The 6,139-nt window shown below is 73.7% G+C and carries 4 protein-coding genes; all 4 read right to left on the minus strand.

All coding sequences use genetic code 11. From position 1 onward, the window contains the following. Positions 1-6: 6 nt before the first annotated feature. The 4 genes from EBN88_RS27735 to alaS all read right to left on the minus strand — a co-directional run bounded on the left by EBN88_RS27735 (position 7) and on the right by alaS (position 6,030). A complete protein-coding gene (locus EBN88_RS27735) occupies positions 7-852 on the minus strand; it encodes a shikimate dehydrogenase (RefSeq protein ID WP_122399788.1) in 846 nt (281 codons plus the stop codon). Beyond that, the gene (gene mltG, locus EBN88_RS32495; RefSeq protein WP_122399789.1) at positions 849-2,816 is read right to left on the minus strand and encodes an endolytic transglycosylase MltG; all 1,968 of its coding nucleotides are present in this window, start codon (positions 2,814-2,816) and stop codon (positions 849-851) included. Before mltG ends, EBN88_RS27735 begins: the two co-directional genes overlap by 4 nt. Before the next feature lie 83 nt (positions 2,817-2,899). After that, entirely contained in the window at positions 2,900-3,364 is a 465-nt protein-coding gene (gene ruvX, locus EBN88_RS27745) for a Holliday junction resolvase RuvX (RefSeq protein ID WP_122399790.1), read from the minus strand. Then, entirely contained in the window at positions 3,364-6,030 is a 2,667-nt protein-coding gene (gene alaS, locus EBN88_RS27750; RefSeq protein ID WP_122399791.1) for an alanine--tRNA ligase, read from the minus strand. Before alaS ends, ruvX begins: the two co-directional genes overlap by 1 nt. Between the last annotated feature and the right edge of the window lie 109 nt (positions 6,031-6,139).

Below are 6,139 nucleotides of genomic sequence, written 5' to 3' on the forward strand. Positions count from 1 at the left end.
GCGGCGTCACCGGTCGGCCAGCGCGGCTTCCCCCGCCTCGCGCATCGCGACCAGGGGGGCCGGGGCCAGGCCCGTCATCAACTCGACCTGGCAGACCGCCTGGTGGACCAGCAAATCCAGGCCGCCGACGACGCGCCCGCCGGCCGCCGACCAGGCGGCCGCCAGCGCGGTCGGCCACGGCTCGTAGAGCACGTCGAACAGCACCCCGGGCGCCGGGGGCACCGCGCCGGCCAGCGCGTCGGTCGCGCCGGCCGGCGTCGTCGCGATCACCAGCGGCGCGTCCAGCGCCTTCGCCGCCTCGGCCCAGGGCGCGGCGACCACGGTCACGCCCAGGCGCTCGCCCCAGGCGCGCATCTCCGCCGCGCGCGCCTCGCCGCGCACGCAGGCGGTGACCTCCGCCGCGCCCAGCCGACCGAGCGCGGCCAGCGCCGACGCGGCGGTGGCGCCGGCGCCGAGCACGGTGGCGCGTTCCACCCCGGTGACGCCGCGCTCGGCGAGCGCGGCGACCAGACCGGGGATGTCGGTGTTCTCGCCCAGCGCGCGCCCGTCGTCGGTGAGGATCACGGTGTTCACGGCGGAGACCGAGGCGGCGGTGTCGCTGATCTCGTCCAGCAGCGGGATCACCGCGCGCTTCAGCGGCATGGTCAACGAGAGACCGGCCCACTCCTGGCCCAACCGGCCCAGGAACGGAGCCAGTTCGGCCTCGCCGATCTCGAACCTGTCGTAGCTCCAGCCGTCGAGTCCCAACGCCCGGTAGGCGGCGCGGTGCAGCACCGGGGAGAGGGAGTGGGCGATCGGGGAGCCGAGCACGGCGGCGCGCCGCGCCGGCCCCGCTGGCGCGGGGGAGGTCATCCGTCGCCCTCCTCGCGGGCGCGCGCCTGCGCCTCGTTGAAGTCCCGGACGTTCCGCTCGTGTTCCTCGTCGTCGGCCGTGAACCGGGTGTCGCCCGGCTCGACGGTGACGAAGAACAGCCAGTCGCCCTCGGTGGGGTTGAGCGCGGCCTCCAGCGCCTGGTGGCCCGGGTTGTCGATGGGACCCGGCGGCAGCCCGTACTCGACATAGGTGTTGTACGGGGAGTCGAGCTGGGTGTCCTCGATGGTGGTGTCCAGCGTGAAGCGGCCCAGCGCGTAGTTGATGGTGGAGTCGAACTGGAGCCGCATGTCGATGTCCAGGCGGTTGTAGATCACCCGGGAGACCTTGCCGAACTCCTCGTCCTCCTGCGCCTCGGCCTGGATCAGGGAGGCGATGGTGAGCACCTCGCGCGGGGTGTGGCCCAGCTGTTCGGCGGCGGTCTCCAGGCTGATGCCGTCGAACTCGGCCTCGGCCCGCTCGACCATCTCGGTCAGCAGCTCCTCGGGCGTGGTCTCGCCGCCGACGTCGTAGCGGGCGGGGAAGAGGAAGCCCTCGGGGTCGCCCTCGGCCCAGTCGGGCAGGCCCAGGTCGGTGGTCTCGGCGACCTCCTCGGTGGCGCCCTCCTCCAGTCCGAGGCGCTCGTCGATCATGGCGTAGATCTCGGTGACGCGTTTGCCTTCGGGAATGGTCAGCACGTTGAGCGCCTCGGGGTCGGTGAGGGCGGCGACGGCCGCCTCGGCCGACATCTCCTGGCGGAGCGTGTAGACGCCGGGCTGGATGGACGCCTCGGCGGCCTCGGCGGCCTCGACGAAGGCGTCGTGGCTCTTGACCACGCCGGCCTCCTTGAGGATGTTGCCCATCTGCGAGAGCACGGAGCCGGCGGGGATCTCCACCTCGACCTCGCCGTGGCCCTCGCCCTCGAAGTCGGGCGCCGGGCCGAAGCGGTCCTGGTAGAACTGGTAGCCGTACCAGCCGGCGCCGCCCACGCCGCCGACCACCACGGCGACCAGCAACAGGCAGCCGCAGCCCCGGCGTCGGCCTGACCCGGCGCGCCGACCGCCGTCGTCGTCGCCCCGGTCGTCCCGGTAGTCGCGGTCGTCGTCCTCGTTGGTGCGCCGGAAGAAGTCGGACTCGCCCTGGTCGGGCCCCGGGTCCCAGCCGGTCTCCGGGTCGGTCCCGGGGCCTTCGCCGCCGTCCCCGCGCGGATGGTCGCCGTCCCGCGCGTGCGGCACATCGACGGCCGGCATCGCCTGGGTGGCGCCCTGCGGCTGCTGGGCCGGGCCGCGCTGGCCGGGCGGCGGGGCGTGGCCGTGCGGAACGCCCTGGCCCTGGTGGGGAACGGCCCCCTGCGCGCCGGTGTCGTAGCCGGGCGAGGCGTAGCCCCCGGTGTCGTAGCCGCCCGTCCGGTAGGAGCCGGTGTCATAGCCGCCGGCCTGGTAGCCGCCGGTGTCGTACGAGCCGGTGTCGTACGAACCGCCCTGGTAGCCGCCGGTGTTGTAGCCACCGGTGTGGTAGGAGCCGGTGTCGTAGCCGGACGTGTCGTACCCGCCGGTGTCGTAACCCTGGCCGCCCTGGCCGCCGTAGGTGTCTCCCCCGTGGCCGCCCTGGTTCGGGTAGCCGCCCGCCGGGTATCCCTGCTCCTGGGAATGGGTCGGGTGCTGGTGAGCGCCGGTGTCCCAACCCGCCTGCCCACCCTGGTAGCCCGGGTCCTGGTAGCCCGGCCCGGGCTGGCCCTGGTGCCCCTGGTACGTCGGATCCTGGTAGGCCGGCGGGTAGCCCGCCGGCTGGCCGTCGGGGCCGGGGCCGCCATAGCCACCGAAGTCCCCGGCGCCGCCCGGCGGCTGGCCCTGGCCCTGGCCGTTCGGGTCGTAACCCTCGGGTCCCCCGGGCCAGTTCCGCTCGCCGTAGAGCGGGTCTTCCGGGTACCACGGTTCGGAGCCGGAGCCCCGGCCGTAATCAGTCATCGATCCCCTTGTGCAGCAGGTGGCAGCCCCGTACCCCCCATGCAGCAAACTGCCGTGTCGCGCGGAACGTTACCGTATCGCGATCAGACAACCACTTCGACGCACTGCCCCGGCGGGCGCCCCGAGCCGCGCTCGGTCTCCAGGGCGGTCTGGAGGATCACCACGGCGGCCGCCTGGTCGATGCGTGACCTGCCCTTCTTCGCCGAGACCCCGGAGGCCCGCATGTCGCGGGCGGCGGCCACCGTGGACATCCGCTCGTCCACCAACCGCACGGGCACGGGCGCCAGTTGGCGTGCCAGCGCCTCGGCGAAGGCGCGCACCCGGCCGGCCGCCGGGCCCTCCCGCCCGTTCAGCGAGCGGGGCAGCCCGACGACGACCTCGATCGGCTCGTACTCGGCGACGAGTTGGCCGAGGCGGCGCCTGGCGGCCGGCAGGTCACGCCCGGGAACGGTCTCCACCGGGGTGGCCAGCAGCCCGTCGGGGTCGCAGGAGGCGACCCCGATCCTGGCCTCGCCGACGTCGACCGCCAGCCGCCTGCCGCGCCGCATCAGGCGGCGTCCGCGACCTGGCGTTCCACGGCGGCCAGCGCCTCGTCGATGGCGGCCGGGTTCTGGCCGCCGCCCTGGGCGACGTCCGGCTTGCCGCCGCCACCGCCGCCGAGCGCCTTGGCGGCCACCCGCACCAGGTCGCCGGCCTTCAACCCGCGTTCCCTGGCGGACTCGTTGGTGGCCACCACGGTCAGCGGCCGCCCGCCGGTCACGGTGAACAGCGCGACCACGGCCGGGCGGTCGCCGGCCAGCCGGCCCCGCACGTCCAGCACCAGCTTCCGCAGGTCGTCGGCGGTGGTGCCGTCCGGCACCCGCCCGCTGGCCAGGGCGACGCCGCGCACGTCCCGCGCCCCGGCGGCCAGGCCGCCGGCGGCCTGGAGGACCTTCTCGGCGCGGAACCGCTCGATCTCCTTCTCGGCGTCCTTCAGCCGCCCGAGCATTCCCGAGATCCGCTCGGGCAGCTCCTCGGGCCGGCCCTTGAGCAGCTCGGTCAGCTGCGCGACGACGGTGTGCTCGCGGGCGAGGAAGCGGTAGGCGTCCACCCCGACCAGGGCCTCGACCCGGCGCACGCCGGAGCCGATGGAGGACTCGCCCAGCAGCTTGACCAGGCCGAGTTGGGCGGTGTTGTGCACATGGGTGCCGCCGCACAGCTCCTTGGAGTAGTCGCCGATGGTGACCACCCGCACCCGGTCACCGTACTTCTCCCCGAACTCGGCGATGGCGCCCTGCTTCCTGGCCTCGTCCATCGACATCACCTCGGCGGTGACGTCGAGTTCGCGGCTGAGCACCTCGTTGATCTTCTGCTCCACGTCGGACAGCACGGTGCCGGGCACGGCGGTCGGCGAGCCGAAGTCGAAGCGGAAGCGACCGGGGGCGTTCTCCGAGCCCGCCTGGGCGGCCGTCGGGCCCAGCGCGTCGCGCAGCGCCCGGTGGGTGAGGTGGGTGGCGCTGTGGGCGCGGGCGATGGCGCGGCGGCGCTGGACGTCGATCTCGCTCTCCACGGACGCGCCCACGGACACCTCGCCGACCAGGACGACGCCCTTGTGCGCGATGACGCCCGGCACCGGCTGCTGCACGTCGCGCACCTCGACGACGGCGCCGGCGTCGGTCCTGATCCGGCCGGTGTCGGCGAGCTGCCCGCCGCCCTCGGCGTAGAACGGGGTGCGGCTGAGCACGACCTCGACCTCGTCACCCTCGACGGCGACGGGCGCGGGCGCGGCGTTGACCAGGAGTCCGACGACGGTGGACTCGCCGGTGGTGCTGGTGTAGCCGATGAACTCGGAGGGTCCGGCGGCGTCGGCGAACTCGCGGTAGGCGGTCAGGTCGGCGTGGCCCTGCTTCTTGGCCCTGGCGTCGGCCTTGGCGCGCTCCCGCTGCTCCTTCATCAGCCGGCGGAACCCGGACTCGTCCACGGACAGGCCCTGTTCGGCGGCCATCTCCAGGGTGAGGTCGATGGGGAAGCCCCAGGTGTCGTGGAGGAGGAACGCCTGCTCGCCCGGCAGCACGCTGCCGCCGGCGGCCTTGGTCTCGGAGACGGCGGTGTCCAGGATGTTGGTGCCGGCCCTGAGCGTCTTGAGGAACGCGGCCTCCTCGGCCAGCGCGACGGACTCGATCCGGCCCCGGTCCGTGACCAGCTCCGGGTACTGCTCGCCCATGATGCCGATGACGGTGTCCACCAGCTCGCCGACGACGGGCCCGGACGCGCCCAGCAGCCGCATGTTGCGGATGGCGCGGCGCATGATGCGGCGCAGGACGTAGCCACGGCCCTCGTTGCCGGGGGTGACGCCGTCGCCGATCAGCATCACGGAGGTGCGCATGTGGTCGGCGACCACGCGGAGCGAGACGTCGCTCTCGTCGGCGGCGCCGTAGCTGACGTCGGTGAGGGCGGCGGCCTTGTCGATGACCACCCGCAGGGTGTCGGTCTCGAACATGTTGTGCACGTCCTGGAGGACCATCGCCAGGCGCTCCAGGCCGAGCCCGGTGTCGATGTTCCGCGCCGGCAGGTCACCCACGATCGGGTAGTCCTTGCCCTGGCCCGGGCCGCGCTCGTACTGCATGAACACCAGGTTCCACAGCTCGACATAGCGCTCGTCGTTGACCTCGGGGCCGCCCTCGGGGCCGAAGGCGGGGCCCCGGTCGTAGTTGATCTCCGAGCAGGGGCCACAGGGGCCCGGCACGCCCATGTCCCAGAAGTTGGGGCCCTTGCCGAGGCGTTGGACCCGCTCGGCCGGGACGCCGACGGTCTCGGTCCAGATCCGGTACGCCTCGTCGTCCTCCTCGTAGACGGTGACCCACAGGCGCTCGGGGTCCAGGCCGTAGCCGCCCTCGTCCTGGGAGGTGGTCATCAGCTCCCAGGCCAGGGTGATGGCCCGCTCCTTGAAGTAGTCGCCGAAGGAGAAGTTCCCGCACATCTGGAAGAACGTGCCGTGCCGGGTGGTCTTGCCGACCTCCTCGATGTCCGGGGTGCGCACACACTTCTGGACGCTGACGGCCCGGGGGTAGGGCGGGGTGGCCTGGCCGAGGAAGTAGGGCTTGAACGGCACCATCCCGGCGGGGACCAGCAGGAGCGTCGGGTCGTCCGCGATCAGCGACGCCGAGGGCACCACGGCGTGCCCGCGCTCCTCGAAGAAGCTCAGCCAGCGGCGGCGGATTTCAGCCGACTCCATCAGTGGTCCTCTTTTCGGTTCCGGTCGGTCGGGTCGGTCGGGTCGGTTCGTTCCGGGGGCGGGGCGCGGGGCGTTCGGCGCGCGCCGGGGGGCGGCCGAGGGCGGCGCG

This window comes from Streptomyces triticirhizae, from assembly GCF_003696235.1.
In the GTDB taxonomy this organism is placed as follows: domain Bacteria; phylum Actinomycetota; class Actinomycetes; order Streptomycetales; family Streptomycetaceae; genus Streptomyces; species Streptomyces triticirhizae.

Bases quoted from the DNA above. Each gene is read 5' to 3' on its own strand.
- EBN88_RS27735 (WP_122399788.1), bottom strand. From the start codon at position 852: ATGACCTCCCCCGCGCCAGCGGGGCCGGCGCGGCGCGCCGCCGTGCTC.
- mltG (WP_122399789.1), bottom strand. From the start codon at position 2,816: ATGACTGATTACGGCCGGGGCTCCGGCTCCGAACCGTGGTACCCGGAA.
- ruvX (WP_122399790.1), bottom strand. From the start codon at position 3,364: ATGCGGCGCGGCAGGCGGCTGGCGGTCGACGTCGGCGAGGCCAGGATC.
- alaS (WP_122399791.1), bottom strand. From the start codon at position 6,030: ATGGAGTCGGCTGAAATCCGCCGCCGCTGGCTGAGCTTCTTCGAGGAG.